The organism is Lachnoanaerobaculum umeaense (assembly GCF_003589745.1).
Lineage (GTDB): Bacteria > Bacillota > Clostridia > Lachnospirales > Lachnospiraceae > Lachnoanaerobaculum > Lachnoanaerobaculum umeaense.
Map to the genome: position 1 here is coordinate 2421004 of NZ_CP032364.1, position 24564 is coordinate 2445567.

Sequence of the window (24564 nt, forward strand, 5' to 3'; positions counted from 1 at the left end):
TGTCTACTTTCTTACCAGTTTTATATTTTGAAGTATGTCATTCACAGCTTTTTTCCATGTCCATGCCAATGGCTCCCTACAATTAAACATAACCTGTACTGTTTCTCTACCTATCTTTCCCAAACCCGTTTTATGATATATTCTCTCATCTATTCCGGGTATAATAAAATCAAAGCAATACATTTTTACACAGCCTTCTTTCTCCAATTCATCATATGTTAAAAACTTTATCCCATTATGTGCTTTTGAAAGCAGATTTTTAAAATCAGTTACCAACGTTTTTACTTCTGTATCTTCACTGACTTTAATAAGGCTAATACTTAGATTTACATCTCCGGCAAGATTTGTTTTTATTATCTCAGGTCTAAAATTGTTAGGATATTTTATTTCTTTTATTTCATCCGGCATATCTATAAAAGATTCGGGAATATATATGCTTAACAAATTATCAAAGTAATGTTCTTTTCTAAAAGTTTCAAGTCTGCCTTCTATATAGTACCCCGTATCCAAAGACATAGCTTCAGCTTCGGAGCTCCTTACTTTTAGAGGGATGATTTGCTTATCATAATAATTTTCTGCCATTTAATCTATATATCTCACTTTCACATTTTCATAAAAATCAATCTTTTCCGCTATTTCTTTGCTCACAATTACTTCTTTTACATTGCCTGAGCCTAAGAGTATACTTCTACCTAGATCTTCCACCGACTTAGGTATATATACTCTCTTTAAATTTCTGCAATCCATAAGGCACAGCTTAGATATATATATCAGCCCTTCCGGAAACTCTACATCTTCTAATCTATAGCAATGACCTAGAGCGGACTCTCCAATCATTTTCAGTTCTTTTGAAAAAACTATTTTTCTTATCTTGGATTGAGAAAATGCTTTATTTGCTATACTAATTGTTCCGTCTTTTATGATAACCTTTCCTCTTTTTTTATCCACAAGTTCTATAAGATGATTCCCTATATATTTGCAACTATACTCATCCTCTTTTATGCTATTATAGTACTTTGTATCATAAAAAGAATTGCCGATATAGAGCGGTTCCCCCTCAAACTCTACATTTTCTAGGTTTATACACATACTAAATGCACCATCATCTATTTGCTTTACATTCTTTGGAATAACAGTGTTTTTTATCAAGGTACAACCTTTAAAGGCTTCTTTACCGATATATTCAAGTCCTTGAGGCAGTTCTATATGCTGAAATTTCTCACAATTTTCAAAAGTATTATCATATATGTGAGTGATACTTTCAGGTATTGATATATTTTCCAAACTTTTACAATTGGAAAATGCTGATGAACCGATATAGCTCACAGTTTCCGGTATTGCTATATTATAAAGGTTACTACACCCTGAAAAAGCATACGCTCCTATACTCTTTAATCTATCTGATAAAACAACACTTTTTAATTCATCATTACCCATAAATGCACCACCTGCAATTACAGTAGTCTCTGTTGGTATCAAAACCTCTTCCATATTGTAAGTTGCCTGAAATAATATATGTTTATAATATTTTAATCCCTCTGAATCTACAGGAAGTTTTTTATACCATTCTGTACCTTCAAAGCAATATGCTCCTACCCGGCTGATACTGTCAGGTATATTTATTTCGCTAAGTTTAGTACACTCTCCAAAAACATTATACCCAAGTCCTTCAACAGAATCGCTTAAGTATATAGATGAGAGACTTGTGCATCCATTAAATGTTGCATCATCTATATACTTTAAATTATTTGGTAAAACCACTTCTCTCAACGCTTTACAACCGGAAAATACAGAATCTTCCATATGACTTAAAGTATCGGGAAGTTTTACGACCTCCAAATTTTCACATCCCATAAATGCACCCATTTCAATATCGGTAATATTTTGTGGGAATTCTATATTATTTAAGTTTTCACATCCGGAAAATGTCATCTCTTTTATCTTTTTAAGTGATTGTGGCAATGATATTTCTTTTAAATTAGTACATCCGCTAAATGCTGATTCCCCAATATATTCTACATTTTTAGGAATTCTTATTACTTCCAAACTTGTACACCCATTAAATGCATCTCTGTCTATTTTTTCTAAACTTTCCGGCAAATTTATTTCTTTTAAATTTTTGCAGCCTATGAATGATCTTCTATGTATTATTTTTACACTTTCCGGAATATATACTTTCTCTATACTCTTACAATCTGAAAAAGCATCCTCCATAATTTCCGTTGTACCTTCAGGTATGTATACAGCCAAGTTTCTTATATTTTTATCTAATAACCCTGCTTTATATTCAGTAACTTTATTATCCCTTAAAACTAAATGCCCTCTAAAATTTAAAGCTATATATAATATAAAAACAGCAATTATTCCAACTATAATTATCCCCAAAATTTTATATTTTGATTTCATATATACATCCCTCAATTCAGCTTGTAGATATAACCTTAACCCCTTTATATTCTTGACTTATATATAATCAAGTGTTTTTTGTTGAAAATTCAAGGTTTTTTGACCTTGTCTGTCTCAGTAAATAAGCCAGAGTTATGAACATTTCGGTGTATCTGGTACTAAAATAGCGGTAAAAGGGTACACGAAATAAAACGTCATTGATTTTCGCTTTACTGGCCTTGTGTATACCCATCCCTCTATGGCAGCTAACCTCCTATATCCACCAGGATCATCTCTGTCTCCAGAGGTCCTAACTTCCTTCGTCCTGCCTGCCCATAACCAGGGTGTCAGCTATGCTCCTTTACGGGGTCATGCCCCATGGTTACAATTCCCGCCGACTACCGGATCATTCTTTGTATTGTTGATTACTGACTCGCTTCCTGTACCAGCACTGTGATCAGTGGACGTTATCTGCTACATTCTGCTTTGTTTAGTGACCTCCCATAGGACGGCCGCTGTATTGATTACATTGTACGCTTATGCTACCTGCAGATATACTGCCGGTCTCTTTGTATCACCAACCAGCTTTTTGGGATCATAGTCCATGCCCTTGGTCAGCATTGCAAAGAAGACACGGAGCAGCTTTGCCGCCACAGCCATCAGCGACTGCATCTTCTTTAATGGATTCAGCTTTCTGGTTATATAGTATGAGTGGAGTTCCCTGAACTCCGGATTCTTTGACACAAGGGACATTGCAACCTCGAAGAGCAGATATCTTAGTCTCTTTCGACCTCGTCTGCTTATTGTTGTCTCACCCTTATGTTTACCCGAACTATTCTCAACCAATGCTAAACCTGCAAGTTTCTGCAGTTCTTTTGGGTTATTGAAGCGGCTTATATCGCCTACTTCAGCCAGGAATCCCGACACCGTCTTGATTCCTACCCCCTTAATTTCCAACAGCTTTTCAGCCATTGGAATCTTTTTTACCAGCTCTTCAATCAGAGCTACTACTTCCTGAAGACGAGTATTTCTGGACTCATAATCCTCCAGCAGCATACGGATTTCCATCCTTGCAGATATTTCACCTTCTTTGCTTCCAACACTGTGCTCAGCAGCTTCTATCAGGGTCTTTGCCCTAGCTTTCCCAACTGCTCTCACCTTCGCATCTCGCCAGATTTGGTTCACACCATCGATACCCAACGTCAGGATATCTTCCGGAAGTGGCACCACCTTAAGAATCAGCATTCCACTTTTAGCATCCGGCTGCCCGTACACTGTTTTGTATTCAGGAAAATATATATTGAACCAACGACTGATCCTATTCTGAATTCTTGTAAGCTCCGCTTGTAGCTGAAATCTCATGTTAGATGCAGTTCTAAGATCTGCATAAACACCCTCAGGCAGGTATGGGATCATGTAACGTCCCTCTCTAACTAGTCCTGCTATGACTTTCGGATCCTTACGATCGTTCTTTGTCGGATTGTTATCGTCGAGTTCTTTTGATTTCTTTACATGATGAGGATTCACAAGAACCGGCTTCATCTCGTTGTCCTGAAGGAACTTACCAAGATTGAACCAGTAGTGGCCGGTAGGCTCCATTCCCGGAACCACCTTGTCCTTACCATGCTTTTCTTTGATGTCCAGAATCCATGCCTTAAACGTCACGAATCCGGCCTCATCATTACTAAACTTAAACGGTTTCTTAGAATACTCGATTCCTCGGTAATCAAAAGCTCTTGCATAATGCGTTTCACTTCCGACATCGATTCCGAGCACCAAAGTAGTTTCTGTAATTGCTTCAATTTTTGTATTTTGTGTGTTAGACTTCATTGTAGATACCTCTCTGTTTGATAAGATTTACCAACCTGCCAGTCAGTAGTCTTATTTTACTCTGAGGTATTTTCAATTTTCAACATCTACCATTTAAATTATACAGGAAGCTCCTTAATAAAACACAAGTTTAGGAGTCTTAATCCCATCCGTCTCAATCCAGTGATATTCCCCCCTTAATCTCTCAGGCAACTCTATTTCCTTTAATGAATAACATTCCCTGATAGCGTATGAATCCAGATATTCTACATTTTCCGGTATTTTTATTTTAGTAAAAGAACACCCCCCAAAAGAATATGCATTTATTGCTTCTAAGCTGTTAGGTAAATCAATATTTTCTATTTTTTCACATCCGACAAATGTAAAATAATTAATTTCTTTCAATTTGATACCTTCTTCAAAATCCACTTTTTTTAAATTTGAACATAGAAAAAATGCCTTAAAATCGATTGTTTCTACACTTTTAGGAATATATACCTCTTCAATATCGTTTCTGTTTTCAAAAGCTTGTGCACCAATCACCCGGGTTCCTGCTTTAATATGGATTATTGAACTTCCGTTATCTTCAGAAGACAAAAGTATATTCTCTACATACTTACATCCATATTCATCCTGTTCTATATTGTTTAAGTACTTTGTATTTTCAAAACTGTAACCGGCAATCCTCTCTATTCCTGATGGTAAATTAATATCTGACAAGTCCTTACAATTATTAAATGCTCCGTATCCAATTTCAGTTATACTTTCAGGCAATTTAACCTCCTCTACGCCGGACCCCACAAATGAATTTTCTCCTATTTTTTTCAAACCTTCTTTAATATTTATCTTTTTCAATGCCTCACAATTCTCAAAGCAGTTATCTCCAATTTCAATTATTCCTTCAGGCAGTTTGATCTCTTTCAATCTGTAGTTGTTTATAAATGCGGCATTTGCAATTATCTTTGTTGAATCTTTAACTACAACTGTATCCTTTGAACCTTTATTATATAAAAGAACTTTTCCAAGGTATACAGATCCATATTCGTCAGCTACACTGTTTTCAAAGACTTCAGTGCCATCAAATACATTTCCCCCTACACTTTCAATCCCTTCAGGCATATTCACTGTAGATAAGCTGCTGCAATTAAAAAAGGCAGCACTCCCAATTTTTTTTAAGCTGTCCGGCAAATATATACTTTTTAAACTTATACAATTATAAAATGCTATTTCTTCTATTTCCGTTGTATTATTTGATAATTGTATATTTTCTAAAGAAATACATTCTCCAAATGTACCTTTCTCTATTATTTTGACTCCATTTGGAATTTTAACATCAGTCAATGATTTGCAATTTGAAAAAGCAGCTTTTCTTATTACCTCCAATCTTTCAGGCAAATTAATATTTTTTAAATTTGGGCAATCATAAAAAGCTCCCATTCTAATCTCTTTAATGCTGTCGGGTAATATAACCCTCTCCAATTTTGTACAGTGTTCCAAAGCAAAAATCCCAATTCCCGTCACATTATCAGGTATCTCTATCACTTTCAAATCTTCTTTTTTTTCTATAATTCCGCTTTTTATTCCTATAAAGACATTATTTTTAATTATTACCCTACACTTCAAATTTGATAATATAGCATAAAGGATAAGGCAAAGTAAAAATATTATAAATATATATTTATGTTTTTTAAAAATTTTAGCCATATAATATGCTCCTATAATATAAATACTTATTCAAAAAGTTTCATCTATATTTTTAAAAATTTCTTCTATATTGTCACTAATCGTTTGCATTTTTTGTAAAGTTATTTCTTGAGTTTTAAGCATATGGAATTTCCCCGGTAAATATTTTTCACCACAGATTTCCATGCTTATATTTTCCGAATATTCTGAACAGATTTCAACTTTGTAGCTCGTTATATTAGAATCACCATTTATACTAGTTCCATCACTGACATCATATAATGTGATTTTCAAACAATCATTTGGATTTTGGTACATTTTTTCTTTTACTCTTTCCAATACTGAATTGGGAAGAAGTGCAATTATTAGTGCTATTCCTGACAAAGCAGCACTGGCATTTCCCATTATAGCTTTTACTGCATCAGGAATCACTTTGATATATGTCAATCCTGTAAATGACAATGATACTGCACTCAAAAAATTGGAGCCGTCACTTGCTATACTTTTTCCCTGTGCTACTCTCACTGACATAAAATCTCTAACTAACCAATTATATTCCGGTGCTAAATACATAATTACAACCTCATTACCTTTATTATTTTTATAAAGGTAATTTAATAACCTTAAATAGCCATATACATCAGGATTACTTTTTTTTAATCCGGGATTTAAAATCCACACTCCCGCTGTATAATTGCTATCTAATTTTTCTTTTTCCTGATTACCAATAAGTTTATAATCAAATGTATTTTCTCCCGGACAATCAACTTCAAAATAGTAATCTGTATCTGCAAAAAGAATTACATTTATCCAATAGTACCAGTAATATGGGCTTGGTACATATTTATAATTGTCCTCACGAATTTCTAACATACTTTCTCGAAATTTTTCTTCTTTTTTCACATGTTTTTGTATCATATATTCACCTATGCATTCTAACTTTCCCATTTTACTTTCATAGATAAATACATCTCCCGGCGTACCACAAGTTTTATCATAATATAGTCCTATCCCAAATTTATACGCACCTGAGTTTTTAACCTTTACATGTCCTAAAAAATCACTCCCATCAGATCCTCTTTCCCAACTCCCCTTTACATCTTCCACTATCTCCACAGCACCTTTAACATTTATATTCTCATAGCTTGGTGATGTTTGACCTGATGTTTTGAATGAAACTACTCCTCCTATTTTACATATCGTAGTAGAGTCCTTTGTAACTACATACTTCATTTTTTTGGTTATAGAGTCTTCTATCTGCATAGTTTGCTTTCTTTCAACAGACCATTCGCTAAGTTCATGATTGCATTTACATGGATTTCTTCTATTCTTATAACACATTCCAAATCCTCTTATATTTTGAGCCGTACAATCACTTGTTATTATCATAGGCCTTCCATCTGCTAATACAATTCCATGATCCTTTGGCAAATTTAATACGCATGTTTTGCTTCCATAGCTACAGGAAACCTCTGCACCTCTTACCACATATTCATATCCACCATACCCCTTCATTTCCTGATGCTCATACATTTTCTGTATATCGTTCGCCACTTTGCACCCCTTTCATTGGATTTGTACTCCATTACTACAACATATCTTTAATCACTTATATACACGATCTCTTCTTTGCTGTTTAATTTTATATTTCTTGCCTTTATGGTCAATTTATCTGCTGCACTTATGTTCACATCTCCATTACCTGTAAGCTTGAATCTTCTGTCATTTATGGTAAGTATATCATTTGAAATGAAGCTTATTCCTTCCTTTGAGAAATTAAGACTTTTCTTTCCCACTTCCAATTGCTTTTTATTTTCATCATTACCATTACTACCGAAGGTTCGTAATACATACATATCCCCTGTACCCATACCTGATATATAAAGTTGTGCTCTCTCTCCTACATCCGGTACCGCATATAATATATTTCCGGTCTCAGGATACCAATCAAATCCATAATCCGGCTCTTTTTTGTCTATATCAAGTCTTAAGTATACTTTTCCATCCTTATATTTCTTAATTTTCCCCATAAGGCTCAAACCTATTATATTTTCATTTCCAAGCGGATATATCATATCGTCTATATATGACCTTTCAACTCCTTGAAAATTAAATATAAGCTCACCTTTTGTAAACTCCACCTCTTTTTTATATAAAGTTAAAATCTTATTATCTAACGCTATGCTGTCACCTATATCATAAGAGTTATATGTCCTTAGCCTATACTCTATCCGACTTGTATTCTCCTTTTTCTTGATCAGATCTCTGCTCTCACTTATAATACCTCCCGGCTCAATCATGTGTCCTGTATGTATGCCCATATGAATATATGGCTTATCATATTCCATACCCGGATACAGAAATGTTTTTATGCAGGATGCCATCCTAACTGCAAAGGCCCAGGCACTCTCCTTATAGCAAAGTACAGGCCTTTCAATTTCCTTATCCTTTATATTGTAGTTGCCGATATCTCCTGAGTATCTTCTAACTACTTCACATGCGAGGTCACTATAAGTTTTTTCTATATTTTGAAATGATTCTGTATGCTCTTTATCGTCTAATTTTTTACTGTATGAATATGCTTTAAGGTCAAAATAATGTACATCGGCGGATGAATGAATGCTTATTTCTTCCACAAATCCTCTAAATACAGTGTTTCCTTTGTATTTTATATGGATATCCATATCCTTTTTGTCTGTAAAAATTGTTTCTCCGAGTTTTCCCTCCAACACCCCGTTAATATTACAGCAGGTATGCATGTTTGGAACAGTTTTTATAACAAAATTTTCAACCAGATAAATAGGTAGTGCTATTTCTATTTCTAAATTTTCTATAATCAGCATAAAAAATCCCTTTCTGCTCACATCAAAAGCACATTTTTTCAGCTTATATGAATACCTTCACCACTCACAGTTATTCCGTCTTTTAATATTATTTGTGTATCATCTTGTAAAAGCATAATCCTTTTACCTGCCACCATGGATATATTTGAATCCTCACTGCTTATCTCAACAGTGTCTTTTGCTTTTATCAAAATACTTCCACTGCTTACTATCTTGACTCCTGTACTGTCATTTAGTTCAATATAATCTCCCGTATCGCTTTTTATGGTTATACCGTCCGGTGTCAGCCTTATTTCTTTTCCGTATTTATTTCGCCAAATCTTATTTTCAGGATCGGTTCGTATTCCATCGCCCTCATTTTCATGTACCGCACTGCAAACATAGGCTTTTTCTTCATTTTCTGTGGGAAAATACAGTCTTACGCTGTCTCCCTCTTCCGGCATGCAATACCACCCCGCTCCGTCACTTGAAGAATATACAGTGGAAAAATCAAACCATCTTTCTATTTCTTCATCCTTATTTTCTATATCCTCTATTGCTATCTTAACCTTTTCTTTTTCTACATTTGTAACTTTAGCGTAAAGTGATGCTCCTATTATTTTTAAATCATACTTGCTTTCTTTTTTTACTACATAGTCTATATCCTGTGTTAAATAATATGTATGGTAAAGTTCACTTCCCTCTGTTTTAGATAAAATTTTTACTATACGGTAGTCCCTTCTGTTAAAGCTTACTCTGTCTCCTAAACAATGGATTTCCCTTGATTTGACTTCATAAACTGTATATGCTTTATTTACAACAATACGCACATCACCAGAGGTTAAAACCTTGCTTTCTCTTTTTGGCATACCGAAAAAATACTTCACTCCTTCACTCTGATAATCTGCCATTATTACTGTGTTCTTTAAAGCAGCAATCCTTTTTATAAAGTTCCAGTCGTTTTCTTCATACTGTACCAAAAATCCGGGCAATACTCCCTTTCCATCTTCTCCTGTTATATAGTATGACTCTTCATATCCTTCTTTTAATGCATTAAGTATATCAGCATATTCTCCGGTACCCTTAGAAAATCCTCTTGTATGTACTTTTTCTTCCATTAAAGAACTTCCTGTGATCAATTCCAATTCAACAAGGAAACTTCCGCTTTCCTTAAAAAAACATATCCTTTCCAACAGTCCGTAAAATATCGTACTCTCCTTATCCGCTTCATCAAGGGCATCCACCCTTACCCATCTTGTATTTTTAGCGATATTTACATACTCGTCTTCTCTTTTTTCTTCTATTATGGCTCTTATTATTGCCATACCATGCTTGCCCACCTCATGTTTTGCTTCATATCCCGTTACCGCAAGTACATCAAAAATATCAAGTTTTATAAGGTTTTCTCTCATACATCCTCCTCCACTTCCACAAACTCTATTCCCTTAACGCCTCTTCTTATTAAGCTTTCTGCAAAATCAAGATTTACAATAAATCTTATCTTTTTGTTCTCTTCCCTGACAGCTTTAAAGAAATTATTGAAATCAGTGTTTAGCAAATTTTTTGTAAAAAGCAAATAATAGCTTTGCATCTCTCTACTCTCTTTATCTATCAGCATAACTCTTTTTACAAAGATTTCTACATCAAAAAGAAGCAATACTTCTCTAAATCTTTCTGAAATAAGGGGATATACATTCATCATCAAATCAGGAAATATAAAATTCTTTGTTTTTTCTATTTCAAGAACAAGTTCTCTTGGTATTTCATAAAATCTTTCATTAAGAGTATCTATATTACTTGGAATATTCTCCGATGTATATATTCGTATTCCCCTCATATTTTCAAGATTTTCTTTTATATAAAAATATGGCAAGTTTCCTTTCATAGTTTCTCCATAATTATTCTCTTTATATTTATCGTTTCATGTTTTCTACCACTGATGGTATTCTTTTGCAAAGTCAAAGTAGAAAAACTTACTCTTGCCAACCTCCAAGATGTCTCCTTCTTTTAAATCTTTCGATGTATATGTTGCCGATTCATTTAGCCTTACAAATCCCATGGACTCTTCTCCAAGAAGTGTTCCTTGCAAATTTCTTGTATCATAGGCTATAACAGCATGATTCTTATCTCTTATATCTTCATCTCCTATAATCTGTATGCTCATAATATCATGACTTCCTATATAGTTTTTTCCTTCCGTTACATTATAAGACTTTCCTTGACGCTTTCCTTCTATACATACAAGCCATGCATAAGTCGGCTTTTCTTCTTCAAAAGAAAGATTTTTACCTACCCTTTTATCTCTGTATTTTTCTTCCTCCGTTGGTTTTTCTCTTTTAAGCTTCCTATACTTTCTCTCTTTTTTTATCAGTTTTTCTTTATCCTCATTATCTATCTCTTCATATTCAAATCCCGGAAAATATTTGATGATTGCGGATAAAAGCTCCACATACATGAACTTACTCTCACCTATTTCCAAGATATCTTTATTTTTAAGAACATATTTATCATATACAGGCTTATTATCCATATATACAATTCCATCAGCTCTTGCAGGAATCATGTTTGCTTCTCTTGTCTCTTTATCAAAAAATACTAAGGCAAACTTACCAAGCATCTTCTCATCCCCAAGTATCTGTATTTCATTGTCTCTGTCAGTACCTATAAAGTTTTCTCCGAAGCTTATTACATAACTCTTCCCTCGTCTTGCACCCTCTATACATACAAGCCACGCACATACCGGTCGTTCTTCCTTTAGGGAAAGCCCACATTCTTTTCTTAAATTTACATAGACCTTTTCAGGAGTGTCCAGATCAAAACCACAGTGTGGACATATTGTCCCATATCTTGTTTTTGAAAACCTGTGTCCGTAAGGGCAGTCCATTATGTTTGACATCTTTTCCTCCTAACTGCTGCTAATCTACCAAGATCTTTCTTTGCATAAAGCCTGTAGTCCTATGTCCGTCAGGATTTTTTGCACTGTTTAATATATCCAAAAGTCCGGTATAAATTTCTTTATTGCTTAGGTGTGCTCCTTTTAGCTTTCCTTCCTTAACTGCAATATAGTTTTCTATAATACTTCTTTCTATTCCTTCCATACTGTTTATAACCATATAACAAAAGGTTCTGTCAGTTTCTTCACATTTTTTTGTATTAAGGTATTCTTTAGCATATGCTTTTAATACATCTATATTAAATGACTTCTCACCATAACCTGCATAATCTGCATTCATCAGATGTATAGTGTCATACTCAGATCTCATATCGGCAAAGTCAAGATAAGTATCCCTTAATATAAACCCCGACTTAAGCAAAAAGTCGCAAAGTAAAATCTCTCCATCACTATTTTCTTCCTCCTCAGAAAGAAAAGCCTCTATTTCGCTTATTATAAAGTCTTTATCCCTTACCTCTTTACGCTTTAACTTTAAATACTCCCTTTGTTCGGTATTGGTGTAGGCTACTTTTATTTCTTTATGTATCTGATATACCTCTCCTTTTAGCTTTACAATTCCCTTTCCTATGATAATACATTTATTTTCATGGTCTGAGCTTAATCTTAGGCCTCTTATAACTCCGTTTGTATATCCATCATAAAGAATTGAGAGCAGATCCCTTGGGTAGTCTCTTATTATTTCAAGCGCCTCTTTTTTTAAGATTCTTCCGTTCTCAAACACAGGGTATCTGTTTTCCATTAGCTTCTCCTTCTATATTTAGTGTTCTCCATCAAAAAAGTCACAAATCCACTCGTCGGTTTCAAACTTATACTCCTGCCCCTCTCCTGCATATAATATATCTTTCAACCTATATACCGGTACTATCTGAAATCCCCATTTTTTATAGTCTACAAAGGCAAATATCTTCAGTTCTCCATTTTGTATATCATCAGTGTCTTCCTGCTTAATATATCCGCTATATCTTCCGGCAAGTTCCATTCTGTCAGTCTCTCTTGCCTCATCTTTTTTAAAGTGAAACAGATATTCATATCTTATATTCTCCGAAGCATCATACAGATACATTCTAAGTAATATATCCTCCAAACTTCTTAACAAACTACCGGTCATTTTATTACATTCAAAACCGTCAATGAGCACTTCCTCTTTGCCTGAATAGGACAATGCCTTAATCTTATATGGTATCAGTGCCTCTTCTTCTCGAATATCAAAACCTGCATATCCTGTACGCTTATCATACAGATATCTCATAAGTCCATCGACACATGCAAGTTTAAGTTCTTCTTTTTTAACACTTCCTCCACTTTGCATCATATTACCGGGTACAAATTCTTTCAGTGCATCTCTAAAAAGACCGATCTTGCAGGACTGCCCTGTAAGCCTTATCATATCAAAGTTATAAAGTTCCCCATTTATATAAAGTCTTTCCATAAATGCTTTCATAACCGCATATATTTCACCGGCAATAAGCTTTTCCACTTCATAACGGTTAAAATTTATCTTTGGCATTTCTTCCAATATATCAAGTTTATCTTCTTTAAATATAGAAAGCTTATAACGATCCGCCTCAAGCCTTAGAAGTCCCGACTTTATATTCTTATCCTCAGGTACCTCTATAACAATATCATTTCCTGAAAAAAGTCCTTGTTTTATTTCATCTGCCAGGGTGAATAAAAAGAAGTAATTATTTCTTACTCTGTAATATCCTTCCTTTCCATAGGTCTCAAAGTTCTTAAAAGCAGTAGGTAAAATTTCTTCCACACTTTCATAAGCTTTTTGCAAACCCTCATAGAAGCTTTCCACACTTTCCTCATCAATATATCTGTAAGGATCTCCTGAAAGTTCATCAATCACTTCACTACCGAGGTCTTTCTCAAGTCCAAGAAGTTTTGACACAATTTTCAATTTTAGAAGTTGCATTATTCTGTAGGTAATATTATTACCTCCAAAATCAGTATTACCGTTTTTGTAGCTGTTTTCCATGATATAGGTCTGTATATCACCCTTTGCATGTACCTTAAACTTACATGCACTAAGATCCGTGGTTCCTCCTCCACAGTCCATTATCAGTGCCTTATAGCTTTCACCGTCTTTCAAACGATTTTTCTCCCTCATCTTACTTATAAAACTATAAAGTACTGCTGTGCTTTCATCCAAAGTAACCTTTATTTCTAACGAAAGCATTTCCGACAAAATAACGAGCATTTGCTCATAAACATGTTTTTGCTTTACGGGTACTGTAATATACACCTCTTTTATACAGCATTTAAAACTGTCTCTGGTAATGTCCAGTACATGCCTTAGGTATGCCCCTATAATCTCTATTCTTTGTACATATCTGTACCTTCCCTTTGAGTCTGTGAGTTCTTCCTTCCTCTCAAAATCTCCTACCCATCTTTTAATATCATAAAAGACTGAAAAACCTTTATCCGTATAGCTTAGATTGGCATACCACAAAGCTTTTCTTCCAAAAGCGTACTCTATACAATTCTCTTTAACCTCTGTTACAGCAACTACTGTCGGAATCATCATCTCCATAAAGTTTTCTCCACCGACAGATTCAAAAAAAACAGTATGACAGATGGTATTCTCCTTTATGCCTCTTTGCTTCGCCGTATTTATCTGCCTGTAATAGCTGCTGTCAGCATACATAGCAACAGTTGTATTGGTAGAACCCAAATCTACAGCTATCGGCATGTGTAACTCAATAAGTGGAAGTACTTCAAAGTCCATTATAGGAAGTTTATAGGCTTTATATTTTAGAAGTGACGCATTTACTTCTTTATCTCCTATATATGTATGATATATAAACTCTGAAACATCCCTTTCCATAAGATAAAGGCTGTAATCCTTTGTTTCAGTAACAATGCATGAAAGATCAGCCTCTTTTACCAAATATAAAGAATCCTTTTTATCTCCCATTGCTACAACATTAAATACGGCACACACCTTTTTATCCCCACTTACAATCAGGGCATTTGTATTTAAGAATTTATCTTTGTACTCAATTTTATAATCATCTAAAAAGTTTAACGCAGCACCTTCATAAATACTGATTTTCCCTGATATTCGAAGTTCTTCTTTCTCAGGCTCTCTTATAATGAACTTATCAAGGATTTGCTCTATACGCTCCCTTCCACCGGGTATCTCTTTTCTTATCAACTCGTCTTCAAAACTTTGGCAATATGAAAGAATCATCTCTATAAGCTCTTCATTTGTCAGGTTCTTATCAAGTCCCTTTACTATATGCTCCCTACGACAAACCTCCCTTAGTCTGTATTCACTCATTAACTCAAGCTCGCTTCTTGAATACAGTGCAGCCTGTTCCACTTTTATTTCTCTGTTAAGCTTATAGCCCATAGCATTTCTACCGTCCTATACCTTTATTTTTATAATAGCCTAATATATTGCTATCTCTCCGATTCTCATACTCTCACCTACTCCTATGATACCAAAATGATGTTTCCAAAAGACATCCATTTCATAAGACAATGACAAGAACATATCTTTAAGCATTTCTATTATTTCAATATCTTTTTTTGTCTTATCCACCCCCGTAAAAAGAATAAGTTTTTTAACATTCTCACTATGAATGTAAAGATTAGAGTTTGGATAAAGCTCTCTCAATGCTTTTTTGAAAATGGTGATATAATCACCACAGCTATATAAATCAAGCAGGCAAAATATAATTCTTTTCGCCTTTTCAAATCCCAGTTGAAATAGTGTCTCCCTAAACCTCTTCAGAAATACTTCTGACTCTATTTCTTTTAATATATACATCGCCCTAAGATCCTTTTTATCCGTTCCGCTCCTAAGATCCCATACTGCTATATAATGCATCATCACATCCAGAAATAGTTCCCGTATATGTTCATATCCTACTATGTCCGGCAAAAATATATCACCCAGTTCATTTGAAAAACGATACAAAGGATTCACTTCCAATTCCGTATCTTCAACTGTATCATAATTTAAAAAATCAAAAGAACTTTCCGTATACGGGCTGGGACTTTTACTGTTTATAAATCTAAGTTCTTCCAATTTGTATCCGTTTCTCTTTGCTTTTAATACAATTTCCCATATGCAGTTCATACTTTGCTCTCGCTTCCTACACCTACTTTATATAACTATTTTCCAAAACACCTACACAACTATACTCATCAAAGCCAAGATCAACCTGAGAAACAGCGTACCTTACCATTCCCTCACAAAGATTGCTGTCACTGTTTCTTAGGAATTTCAAAATTAATTTAGGGCTATCTTTCTTTATCACAATCTCTCCCTCAAAAAAACCATTCATGTCAGGTAAGATTTTATCTTCTTCTTTTAAAAATTGTTCCTCTACGGCTTCAAACCTTTCGCAAGACTTTAGAGATATATAATCAGATATATCAAGTTCTTCAATTATCCTTTCTATTTCTGCCTTGGTATGTATTTTTACTTTTCTATTTTTCTCCCACCTGCCAATCATGTTCTCTTTTCTTTTATTACTTATTAAATCTATGGGTAATTCTTCTTTTGTATAACGAATATCAAAGATATTATAGCCGGTAAGGTCACTGTAGCTTTCCTCATATGACTTTATAAAAATTCTTTCATCTTCATGTCTTATGCTGACCATACCTTCTGTTTTTGCTATCAGTCTTAATGCTACTTCTTTATCTTTTGATAATACCATCTCCCTCTCATAGTACAATCCGTCGTTACATGGACTCAAAAAAGTGCTACTTTTAAATAAAGTTTTCTCTATATTCCATACCGGATATATATCTTCTTTAATCATATCTGAGTATTTCCCATAGTCCACTTCCACTCCTCTTGCATCATCCGGTACATCTGACAAGTCAATATCAAAAAAACGATCAATATATACTGTATTTACAGTATCCCATATAAGCCCGTTGTGTGAGAATGTTTCATGTAAATCGGCCACTTCTCTCCTGTATCGAAAAGCTTTCTTAGGCTTTACAAAAATCTCCACTTGTTCTCTTTCTTTTGTGAACGTAACTCTCAATTTGTCCTTTGAAAATTTTTTGCAAATACTGTCTGTTGCATCTAAATATACAGCTTTCACATTGTTTTCTCTTTGTTTTTCTTCTATTGCATCCTTCTCCTCTAATACATCTTCATTAGATATAGGATAAAATCGTTTTAAAAATACCTTTTCTTTTTTTGATAGCAACATTATCGCAATTTCATAACTTTCTTTCCTATCTTCCAGTTCATCATATACTTTCTGATATAATGTTTTGAATCTTTCTTCAAATACTTCACTCATCTTATATAGGCCTTCGTATAAAACACTTTTTGCAAGAGCATATTCATCTTTATCTTTTATCTCGGAAAGTCTGTCCTTAACGTATTTTTTTACGTCAAATTCATCTAAATATCCCATACCCTTATAAACTCCTCCAATATCAGTTTGACGAAGACTCCGACTCGCTTGTTTGCTGTACTGTGGATTCATTAGTTGCTGTAGAAGATACTGCTTCTTTCTGCTTTATTTCGTCAATCCTTTTTTGTACATCATTAAGCTTTTTATCCATCTGTATTGTATTTATCTCATCATTAAGCTTTACATAAAGTCTTCTTGCATACTCATAATTTTCTCTGGCTGTTTCAAAATCACCCCTTAAAAAGGCTTCATCTCCTATAATCGCATAGCCGCTTGCAGTATTTTTTTCCTCTTCACTTTCACTGATTTTCTTATCTGCTGTAGAGATTTTCTCCTCTATCTCAGCAAGCCCGGCACTTTCACCTGATTTTTCCAACAAATCTTTTGCCGTATTATAGTTTGCCCTTGCAGACAAAAAATCACCTTTACTTAATGCCTCATCTCCCGCACTTAACATATCATTTGCCGATTGAAAGTTTTTTGACTGTTTGTCCGCTTCAGCCTGTTTTCCTTCCTGATCTTTTGCAATAGCTTGATCTACTGCTAGGAGTTTGGCCTCCGCCTTTAACTTTCCCTCTTCATAACCTATCTTTCTTGACTCATTTTTTGCGTCATTGTATCGTTCTCTTGCCCTTTCGTATATTTCAGAGTCAAAAAGTATATCTCCATTATCCAAACTTAGATTTACGCTTTCATATCCCGATATAAAATCAAGTTTTCCTTTTACATAAGAAAGCCCGGCATTATCTGCATATGGAATTTCATCCAATACAAGTTTATATAAAGATTTTGCTTCACTGTAACTTTCTGTATTGTATTTTTCATCTGCCTCAAGTATTCCTTCAATAACTTGTTCATAGTGATAAAGCAACTCTTTCATATCCTTATCTCTGAGGCCTTCAGCCTTCTTTATTGACTCTTCACATTCTGTATCCGCTTTTTTATAATTTTCCATTTCAATAAATTTAAGCATCTTATCATAATGTGTATCCATATCTTCTTTTAACTCTTTTCTATATCGAGTATAAAAATATATAGCAATAACTGTAGCTAATATTAAAACTACAGCAACAATCGAACCGATTAAAATGAGCTTCCTTCTTCTTTTCTTCTTCGTATCCGACTCAATAAATACTTTATCAATATAAATCCCTGCAATTGTATAATTATCAATATATTTTCTGTTTTTATCGAGTATGGCAGTTTCCACTTCTCCAAGACATTCGCTCGGATCTTTTCCACTGTTTTCAAAAATCTTATCAATTTCTCCCTCGGACACATTCTCCCAAATGCCCTTTGTATAGAGAATTAAAATATCTGTATCAAAAAGTTTTATTTTTCCTGATATTACGGGAGAAAAATCCTTCTGGCCCAAGTATGAATATAAATTGCTTCTTTGTTCATGTCTTGATAAGGCATCTTCACTAAGCAGTTCATTTGACACCATCTCACTGCTTAAAGATGTATCAGTACTTTTATAAAAAACTTTATTATTTCTATATAATCTTATTCTTGTATTTCCGGCATATGCTAAACGCAAATTCTCATAATCGGTTACTGCAACTACTATTGATGCCTTTAGTCTCATGTACTTTTCAGACTTTAACAGTACTTCATTTGCATATTTTAGATACTTATGTATACTTGCCTTTGACATTGACGGTTTTTCCTGAAATTTTAAAATTACACTTTCCACCGCTTCCTTTGCAGACTCGGTATCTGCTATATCCTCAATACCGTCTGCCAATACATAGCAGGCAAAATTATCAAGCTCCGCATAAGCAAAATAATCACTGTTTTTAAGTGCACTGCCCTCTTCTGAAATAAAGTTTGTATTAAATCTGCTGTTTTGCTTACGCATTTTCTCCTCCTACATTCCAATAATTATCAGTCCCAGATTAGCCGTTTCTTTATTTTTACCTTTTATAACTTCTATAATCTCTCTTGCTTTTTCTTTACATGAGTTCTTTTTTACAAGAACTTCTTCCATTTCCCTAACTGAAATACTGTTTTGCACACTTTCAGTTAGCATTACAAGCATATCTTTTTTCTTTAATCTTATATCATTCCTACTTACAAGAGGAGGCATATAATCATCTCTTCCTACAAAATTGTATGCCCTGTTTATATCGGAAATTCTAAGTGCCGCCTCTTTACTTAAAAGCCCTTTACTTACTTTTTCTTTTATAAGCTCCTCCATAATCTGCCCCTTACTAAGGAGTATAAGTTCTTTTCCTCTTAAAATATAAATATTCATATGCCCGACTATGGCGTATTTCAATGTATTTCCATTTAGTACAATACATCCTGCATAAGCCTTTCCCATATCCGGTATATTTAGTACATTTGTATTAGCCAGTTTAAATACCTTTTCAAAGAAGCTGTCAGGACTTTGTGTACTGTCATATTGGTCATATAATTTAGTAAAAGTTCTTACTGTAGTCAGTGCCGCAACTTTTCCTGCATAATCTCTTCCTTCCCCTGCTGTAAGAACCGCCATCATGCCGCCATTTAATCTTTTAATACCATATGCATTTGTCTGAATCTGTCTTTTTCCTATATCAAGTACAGCTTCTACATCAAATATACCGTTTTTTCCTTTTTTTACTTGTATAGATATCCTTAGAATTAAAATTCCAAAAGCAATTATTATGCAAATTACATTTGCCCATAAAGCAATTTCCATATTATTTACCTCATAATTATTTTTACCATGAAAACTGCTTACCACATAAGGCAATATATAAAAACTCACTCTCCCCCATGGTAATTACATCATATGTTTCCAAAACCTGAGGTGTATACACAGCCTTACCATTTAGGTATGTAATTCCTCCTCCTTCTGTACAAATCAAGGTGCCTTCCATATCTCTTTCATCAAATGATAAAATTGCATGATTCTCCTGTTTTATTGCATTATCACCTATAATTTGAATATCCATAGCATCTGTTCTTCCAATATAGTTTTTCCCAAATACTACTCTATAATCCTTTCCGTACCTCGGTCCTTTAATGCATACCAACCATGCACACACCGGCTTGGTTTTTATTCTAATCAAGCTTTCTTCAAGTTCAGCATCATCAAAAGATTCCTCAAGCTCTCTTCTTTCAGTCATATCCATATTACAGTATGGGCATATATTCCCATATCTTCTCTTTGAAAACATATGACCGTTTTTGCATCGTATTAAATTCCCCATAGCTCTTACCTTATCTGTAATTTATTCAGTCCAATAAAAATATAGTCGTTTTTTACAAGTCTACTTTGTCCATCTCGTATGTTATAAAGTTTATCTTCTAAAAACCCTTTTATCTGTGTTCCGTTTTTACTCTGCATGTCTTCTATATACCAGAGCCCCTCCACATAGTTAAGTACTGCATGAATATCACTTACTGTTCCACCAAAAGCAGTATCGCATAGGTCTATATCTATATCTTCCTCGCTGTTTTTCTTTCCTATTACAACCGAATTTTTCCCTAATATACTCCAACTTCTTATAACTGTATTTTCCTCACTTAAGAGTACAAGTTCTGATAGAAATGTATCTTGTATCTTTTCTCTTTTTAAAGAAAAATCCTTTATCAGAAAATAGATCAAAGAACCTGAAACTAAAAAAGAAAACATATAAAATATATATCCGCCATTCCATGCCCTTCCAAAGATCCCTGTAATTATGGCGCACAATATGGCCATAGTTATACCTAAAATATCAATTAAACATTTTTTATTCATATATCTCTCCCCTACTTTTATTCAAGTAGGGGGTGATTTATTCTCCCTACTCGTCAGCATGGCGGTACTTGTCGCAAGGCGATAATTCCCTGACGCCAACACTATAAAAAACAAGGCTGCATGACAAGTCATACAGCCTACATTTCTAACGGCTGATTATCTGTTATTCGGCTGCATAACCGCCTTCCACTACCAGACCTGCCATTTTATCTTTTTTCTGTTTTATTACAAGAGTAAAGTTTCCAACACCTTCCTCATCTCCATGCCTCTCTGTATAAGCAACTACAAATGCATTAGAAAATACATATTTTCTTTTTGTAATTCCTGCTACAATCTGCTCTACAGTAACCTTTCTGTAGCAATCTTTGCTCTGTGCAGGAACCATTGACCAAAGTGCCATGTTTTTTGTAGAATCAAAAGGATCTCCATCTACCGCAGTCAGAATCTTTCCTGTGATTTCCATGGTAGCACCGGCATCATTGGTACGTGCATTTGAATCAATCGGAATATCAGTAGATAAAAACACACTGTTTACGCATTCCTTTGCCAGTTCAAAACTTTCATTACCCTCAATTTTTACTTTATATGCCATGCTTAAACCCTCCTATTCCTTATTCTCCGGCATATCCGCCTTCTACAGTCACTTTCGCATTATTATCCTTCTTTTGACGGATATGAATGTAAAACTCTCCTGTTCCGTTCACATCATCTGCCCTCTCAGAATACTCTACAACAAAAGCATTTGGAATGACATACTTCCTTACAACAGCTCCTGCTGAAACTACTGTAACCTCCGCCACTCTGTAACAATCTGCATTTTCAGATGGTATTTGAGACCATTTTGCAAGCTTTAATACATCATCACTATCAGCTCCGACATTGTACAAAACTCGTCCCCAAACTTTGACTCCTAAGCCGTAATCTGTCGCCTTTGCATTAGAATCCTTTGGCGACTCAGACAAAAACTCTGCATTTACGATACTTCTCTCGTCAAAGTCCGCTACTTCTGAACCGGTTACTCTGAATCTAATTCCCATTGTGCTACCTCCTATAAAAGTATTATTATAGTAAAACCTCTTAAAATATTATAAAAATATTTTTCGACTAACAAAGTTGCAGGTATATTACTTTATGTAATTTATTCTCCTGCACGGTTTAACGGTACTTCAAGTCTCTTTATTGCATTACCGAAGCTTATTTCTATTGTGCATACACCTGCTGTTTCATCCGCTTCATAGGTAATATCATCACCTGCACCAAGTATAGCATTAATATTTGACCTCTTTGAAAGCCAAACACTCTTTTGACTTGAAGGATTATTAGAGAAAAACTTACCTATATTCTCTGATTTGAAGTCACCTGTTGCATGTCTTAAAATTCTTTCGATATAATTTGCTGTCTGTGTCTTATAAATCGGCTCATAGCTTCCACCTGACAGTTTTAAATTTCTTGCTTTGTAAACCATTATATGGCTGATATTTTCTCCATCCAAAACCGCATTCTCAGAAGAAAATACAAATCCGAATCCTCTTTTGTTAATATCATCTTTAACACTATTAGTAAACCCGGTTATCTCTTTAGACATTGTAGTATGCACCTTAAGTGAATTGTTCTTAGCCTCAATATCAAATCTCACTCCCGGTAAATCAGTATCAACATCTTTTTTAAAGTACTCTTTTAAATACTCCGGAGACTGATAACTTGCCACAAATCCGGCCGCCACATAAGCTGCACCTATATATACTCCATCTATCCAGAGTTTCATAATATCTTCTTTTGCCTTAGAAAGTTCTGCTGCCTCGTTTTCATTGATTATCATCTTGCTTTCAAGCTTTACCCCCGACTTATCCTTTGGAATAATGGTAAAGTTAGGCACACATGGAATCAAATATTCTGAATAAGGCTTTCCGCTAAGACCTGAACATCTATCATCAAAAAATCCTACACCGGTCATTGCCATACTGTTAAAAGTTGTCTTATCTCCGGTTTCATATGAATAAAAACACTGTACACCATAGTCCTTTAGTGCATCCGCAATCCTTGCCAATGACTCAACGCTTATATTCTCTGATTTTATACTGTCTTTATTACCTTTAAATCTCTCTCTGGTTACATTCATCTTTGATTTTTCATCTAAAGATACACCTGCAACAATTGCATACCATACAGTATTACTGTAATCATTTTTTTCATTCACTGTATTCAGATATGCACAAAGTTTTGGTACATTTAAGCTGTTTGCCATCACTTCATTTTTTACATTTGCAATAAGCAGTGTCGGTTTCATACCTTTTACCTGCTTTGGATACTGCTCAAAAAATGCCCATACACCTAAAATTTTTTCAACTAAAGGTTTTACAACTTTTATAAAATCATCCTTTGCATTCTTATAAAATTCAAGATATGTATTATAGTTTGCCACTTCTTTTTTGACATCTATCTGACTTTGCATAGCTGAATTTAAAGGACAAAATGTTCTTACTACCAGTTGCTTTACATAGCTGTTACCCTCAGCATTAAGTGCATCATAATCCTCCTCAAGGGCTTCTATCAAGCCGGCATTTGAGTTATCATCTGCAAGAACAAGTCTGCTCTCTTCCACTTTCGGTGCTTCAATTACTGTAAGTTCTCCCTCGGAAGACATTGTTAGAAGCCCTAATGTTAATGCATCATTACTCTTTGACTCTTCTGATTCCCCCAACAAAAGTCTTGTTTTTATATCGGAAATTGCCAACGGAATCATAGCCATAAGGTTTTGATAATTTGCACTTGCCTCTTCAAACATTGAATTAAGTTTATCTCCGAGATCAAGCTTATGTGGGTCTCCGTCTTCAAGCTTTGCATACTCTGCATATGTATACTGGAGTTCTTTTCTAACCTGCTTGATATCATCCATTACTTTTGACGGTGAAATCATCTCTGTAAGCTTTTCAAATTTAAAATCTGCATTTATAATTCCCTGACTTCTTTTTGTCTCCACCAAGGTCATAAGCATTTTCAAAAAATCATTATGTGCATTTAGATGAACTATGCTTAGCATATTCTCCGGAACACCTGCAGGTTTCTCTTTTGAATATACAATTTTCCCCGTTGATGCATTAAAAAAAGAGTATACTGTAGGGTCAAACTTTTCTAAAAACTCATCAAAATCTTTAACCAAAAGTGCTTCATTGATTTCCTTTACTTTATCATCACTTAGACTATCCAACCCTCTTACATCACCTACTAAAGTAAGTAAGTTCAGTTTCTCCGGATTAATCTCTTCAATCAATAAAGTACGATTCGTTTGCCTTATAATACTCTCTGCCATCCTTGCGTCTCCTTTAAAAAAATATTAAGTTTTACTTGCACCTAATACAGCCTCTTAAAAATGCATAAAATTCCCCCTCATTCTCTCTCGTAATATCATATTAAGTGCAATGCTCTACGTACACATTTTCTAACATTTGCATTTTGTATAATTTTCTTCACACTTTTCTTCCTGGTTTAATATTATCATATGAAAACGATATTTTCAATACTAACAATATAAAATTTGTTTTCTAGAGTTAAAAATATCCTATATTTAAAAGAAAACAAGATTAACAGTTATATAAACTATAGGATCATGAAAAGCGAAAAACAAGAGCATACAGTAACGACATAGGTAAATACTACAACATAAAGGCATTGGTCTTTGAGAATAAGTAGATATATATATTCCATGATGGTCTTAAACTAAGACATGCCAAAGCAGAAAAGAAAGAACAAAATATCTAAAAATATACAATATTATAAAAAAGCAAA

20 protein-coding genes and 1 pseudogene are annotated in these 24564 nt (G+C 34.3%); 1 reads left to right on the forward strand and 20 read right to left on the reverse strand.

What is annotated here, in order from left to right:
* Positions 1-3 precede the first annotated feature (3 nt).
* The 20 genes from D4A81_RS11350 to D4A81_RS11445 form a co-directional block, all read right to left on the reverse strand.
* Positions 4-582, reverse strand: coding sequence for a hypothetical protein (locus tag D4A81_RS11350; RefSeq protein WP_111524309.1), 579 nt, complete (start codon positions 580-582; stop codon positions 4-6).
* Positions 583-2406: a leucine-rich repeat domain-containing protein gene (locus D4A81_RS11355; RefSeq protein WP_111524308.1), complete on the reverse strand. Its 1824-nt coding sequence runs from the start codon at positions 2404-2406 to the stop codon at positions 583-585.
* A gap of 516 nt (positions 2407-2922) precedes the next feature.
* The gene (locus D4A81_RS11360; protein WP_111524307.1) at positions 2923-4215 is read right to left on the reverse strand and encodes an IS110 family RNA-guided transposase; all 1293 of its coding nucleotides are present in this window, start codon (positions 4213-4215) and stop codon (positions 2923-2925) included.
* A 114-nt stretch (positions 4216-4329) separates the two neighbouring features.
* Positions 4330-5898, reverse strand: a complete 1569-nt coding sequence (locus tag D4A81_RS11365) for a leucine-rich repeat domain-containing protein (RefSeq protein WP_111524306.1) — start codon at positions 5896-5898, stop codon at positions 4330-4332.
* A 30-nt stretch (positions 5899-5928) separates the two neighbouring features.
* Entirely contained in the window at positions 5929-7431 is a 1503-nt protein-coding gene (locus D4A81_RS11370; protein WP_111524305.1) for a DUF4280 domain-containing protein, read from the reverse strand.
* Positions 7432-7478: 47 nt separating this feature from the next.
* Entirely contained in the window at positions 7479-8720 is a 1242-nt protein-coding gene (locus D4A81_RS11375) for a hypothetical protein (protein WP_111524304.1), read from the reverse strand.
* Between the two features lie 38 nt (positions 8721-8758).
* Positions 8759-10111 (reverse strand): hypothetical protein, encoded by a 1353-nt coding sequence (locus tag D4A81_RS11380; RefSeq protein ID WP_111524303.1) that lies wholly within the window; start codon positions 10109-10111, stop codon positions 8759-8761.
* A complete protein-coding gene (locus D4A81_RS11385) occupies positions 10108-10584 on the reverse strand; it encodes a hypothetical protein (protein ID WP_111524302.1) in 477 nt (158 codons plus the stop codon). The genes D4A81_RS11380 and D4A81_RS11385 overlap by 4 nt, the downstream gene beginning before the upstream one ends.
* A 45-nt stretch (positions 10585-10629) precedes the next feature.
* Positions 10630-11595, reverse strand: coding sequence for an FHA domain-containing protein (locus tag D4A81_RS11390; protein WP_111524301.1), 966 nt, complete (start codon positions 11593-11595; stop codon positions 10630-10632).
* A gap of 19 nt (positions 11596-11614) precedes the next feature.
* Positions 11615-12391, reverse strand: a complete 777-nt coding sequence (locus D4A81_RS11395; RefSeq protein WP_111524300.1) for a hypothetical protein — start codon at positions 12389-12391, stop codon at positions 11615-11617.
* Between the two features lie 18 nt (positions 12392-12409).
* Positions 12410-15010 (reverse strand): acetate and sugar kinases/Hsc70/actin family protein, encoded by a 2601-nt coding sequence (locus D4A81_RS11400; protein ID WP_111524299.1) that lies wholly within the window; start codon positions 15008-15010, stop codon positions 12410-12412.
* A gap of 39 nt (positions 15011-15049) precedes the next feature.
* Complete coding sequence (locus D4A81_RS11405) at positions 15050-15742, reverse strand: hypothetical protein (RefSeq protein ID WP_111524298.1); 693 nt, start codon at positions 15740-15742, stop codon at positions 15050-15052.
* A gap of 22 nt (positions 15743-15764) precedes the next feature.
* A complete protein-coding gene (locus D4A81_RS11410) occupies positions 15765-17045 on the reverse strand; it encodes a hypothetical protein (protein WP_111524297.1) in 1281 nt (426 codons plus the stop codon).
* A 22-nt stretch (positions 17046-17067) separates the two neighbouring features.
* Positions 17068-18906 carry a serine/threonine protein phosphatase gene (locus D4A81_RS11415; protein ID WP_111524296.1) on the reverse strand — a complete coding sequence of 613 codons (1839 nt, stop codon included), beginning with the start codon at positions 18904-18906 and terminating at the stop codon, positions 17068-17070.
* A 9-nt stretch (positions 18907-18915) separates the two neighbouring features.
* Entirely contained in the window at positions 18916-19800 is an 885-nt protein-coding gene (locus D4A81_RS11420) for a PP2C family protein-serine/threonine phosphatase (protein ID WP_330405057.1), read from the reverse strand.
* Positions 19754-20245 (reverse strand): FHA domain-containing protein, encoded by a 492-nt coding sequence (locus D4A81_RS11425; RefSeq protein WP_007595587.1) that lies wholly within the window; start codon positions 20243-20245, stop codon positions 19754-19756. The genes D4A81_RS11420 and D4A81_RS11425 overlap by 47 nt, the downstream gene beginning before the upstream one ends.
* Before the next feature lie 5 nt (positions 20246-20250).
* A complete protein-coding gene (locus D4A81_RS11430) occupies positions 20251-20778 on the reverse strand; it encodes an FHA domain-containing protein (RefSeq protein WP_007595586.1) in 528 nt (175 codons plus the stop codon).
* Positions 20779-20941: 163 nt separating this feature from the next.
* On the reverse strand, positions 20942-21370 hold the full coding sequence (locus D4A81_RS11435) for a membrane-associated protease 1 (protein WP_111524295.1): 429 nt from the start codon (positions 21368-21370) through the stop codon (positions 20942-20944).
* A 19-nt stretch (positions 21371-21389) separates the two neighbouring features.
* Complete coding sequence (locus D4A81_RS11440; RefSeq protein ID WP_007595584.1) at positions 21390-21815, reverse strand: hypothetical protein; 426 nt, start codon at positions 21813-21815, stop codon at positions 21390-21392.
* A gap of 101 nt (positions 21816-21916) precedes the next feature.
* Positions 21917-24088, reverse strand: coding sequence for a hypothetical protein (locus D4A81_RS11445; RefSeq protein ID WP_060931280.1), 2172 nt, complete (start codon positions 24086-24088; stop codon positions 21917-21919).
* 240 nt (positions 24089-24328) lie between these two features.
* On the opposite strand from D4A81_RS11445, the pseudogene D4A81_RS13900 reads away from it, so the two are divergent.
* Positions 24329-24528 (forward strand): annotated as a pseudogene (locus D4A81_RS13900) (IS1182 family transposase); the annotation flags it as partial.
* Between the last annotated feature and the right edge of the window lie 36 nt (positions 24529-24564).

Coding starts and splice junctions, on each gene's coding strand:
- D4A81_RS11350 (WP_111524309.1), bottom strand. CDS start 582: ATGGCAGAAAATTATTATGATAAGCAAATCATCCCTCTAAAAGTAAGG.
- D4A81_RS11355 (WP_111524308.1), bottom strand. CDS start 2,406: ATGAAATCAAAATATAAAATTTTGGGGATAATTATAGTTGGAATAATT.
- D4A81_RS11360 (WP_111524307.1), bottom strand. CDS start 4,215: ATGAAGTCTAACACACAAAATACAAAAATTGAAGCAATTACAGAAACT.
- D4A81_RS11365 (WP_111524306.1), bottom strand. CDS start 5,898: ATGGCTAAAATTTTTAAAAAACATAAATATATATTTATAATATTTTTA.
- D4A81_RS11375 (WP_111524304.1), bottom strand. CDS start 8,720: ATGCTGATTATAGAAAATTTAGAAATAGAAATAGCACTACCTATTTAT.
- D4A81_RS11380 (WP_111524303.1), bottom strand. CDS start 10,111: ATGAGAGAAAACCTTATAAAACTTGATATTTTTGATGTACTTGCGGTA.
- D4A81_RS11385 (WP_111524302.1), bottom strand. CDS start 10,584: ATGAAAGGAAACTTGCCATATTTTTATATAAAAGAAAATCTTGAAAAT.
- D4A81_RS11390 (WP_111524301.1), bottom strand. CDS start 11,595: ATGTCAAACATAATGGACTGCCCTTACGGACACAGGTTTTCAAAAACA.
- D4A81_RS11395 (WP_111524300.1), bottom strand. CDS start 12,391: ATGGAAAACAGATACCCTGTGTTTGAGAACGGAAGAATCTTAAAAAAA.
- D4A81_RS11400 (WP_111524299.1), bottom strand. CDS start 15,010: ATGGGCTATAAGCTTAACAGAGAAATAAAAGTGGAACAGGCTGCACTG.
- D4A81_RS11405 (WP_111524298.1), bottom strand. CDS start 15,742: ATGAACTGCATATGGGAAATTGTATTAAAAGCAAAGAGAAACGGATAC.
- D4A81_RS11410 (WP_111524297.1), bottom strand. CDS start 17,045: ATGGGATATTTAGATGAATTTGACGTAAAAAAATACGTTAAGGACAGA.
- D4A81_RS11415 (WP_111524296.1), bottom strand. CDS start 18,906: ATGCGTAAGCAAAACAGCAGATTTAATACAAACTTTATTTCAGAAGAG.
- D4A81_RS11425 (WP_007595587.1), bottom strand. CDS start 20,245: ATGGGGAATTTAATACGATGCAAAAACGGTCATATGTTTTCAAAGAGA.
- D4A81_RS11430 (WP_007595586.1), bottom strand. CDS start 20,778: ATGAATAAAAAATGTTTAATTGATATTTTAGGTATAACTATGGCCATA.
- D4A81_RS11435 (WP_111524295.1), bottom strand. CDS start 21,370: ATGGCATATAAAGTAAAAATTGAGGGTAATGAAAGTTTTGAACTGGCA.
- D4A81_RS11440 (WP_007595584.1), bottom strand. CDS start 21,815: ATGGGAATTAGATTCAGAGTAACCGGTTCAGAAGTAGCGGACTTTGAC.
- D4A81_RS11445 (WP_060931280.1), bottom strand. CDS start 24,088: ATGGCAGAGAGTATTATAAGGCAAACGAATCGTACTTTATTGATTGAA.